Annotated in this window: 1 protein-coding gene; it reads right to left on the bottom strand. The window is 67.5% G+C overall.

Features of this window, described 5'->3' with window-relative positions:
• On the bottom strand, positions 1–243 hold a 243-nt coding region (locus RRF55_RS27635; protein ID WP_439419244.1), incomplete at both ends, for a nucleotidyltransferase family protein.

Consider the following 243-nt stretch of genomic DNA (forward strand, 5'->3'; position numbering starts at 1 on the left):
GTGCTGCGCGGGATTATCGACCAGCACCAGATGCGCATCGCCGGCAGGCGTGCGCGGCAACCTGGCGACCTCCATATCCGTCCACACATCGCCGTTGATCACCAGAAACGGTGCGTCGCCGAGGATCGGCAGGGCATTGAGGATGCCACCACCGGTTTCCAGCGGCACGGCGCCCTCATCGATGAAGTGCAGGCGCAGCCCCCAGCGCGCACCGTCGCCCAGCGCGGGTGCGAACTGGTCACC

This window comes from Klebsiella sp. K47 (assembly GCF_051858335.1).
Lineage (GTDB): Bacteria > Pseudomonadota > Gammaproteobacteria > Enterobacterales > Enterobacteriaceae > Klebsiella > Klebsiella pneumoniae.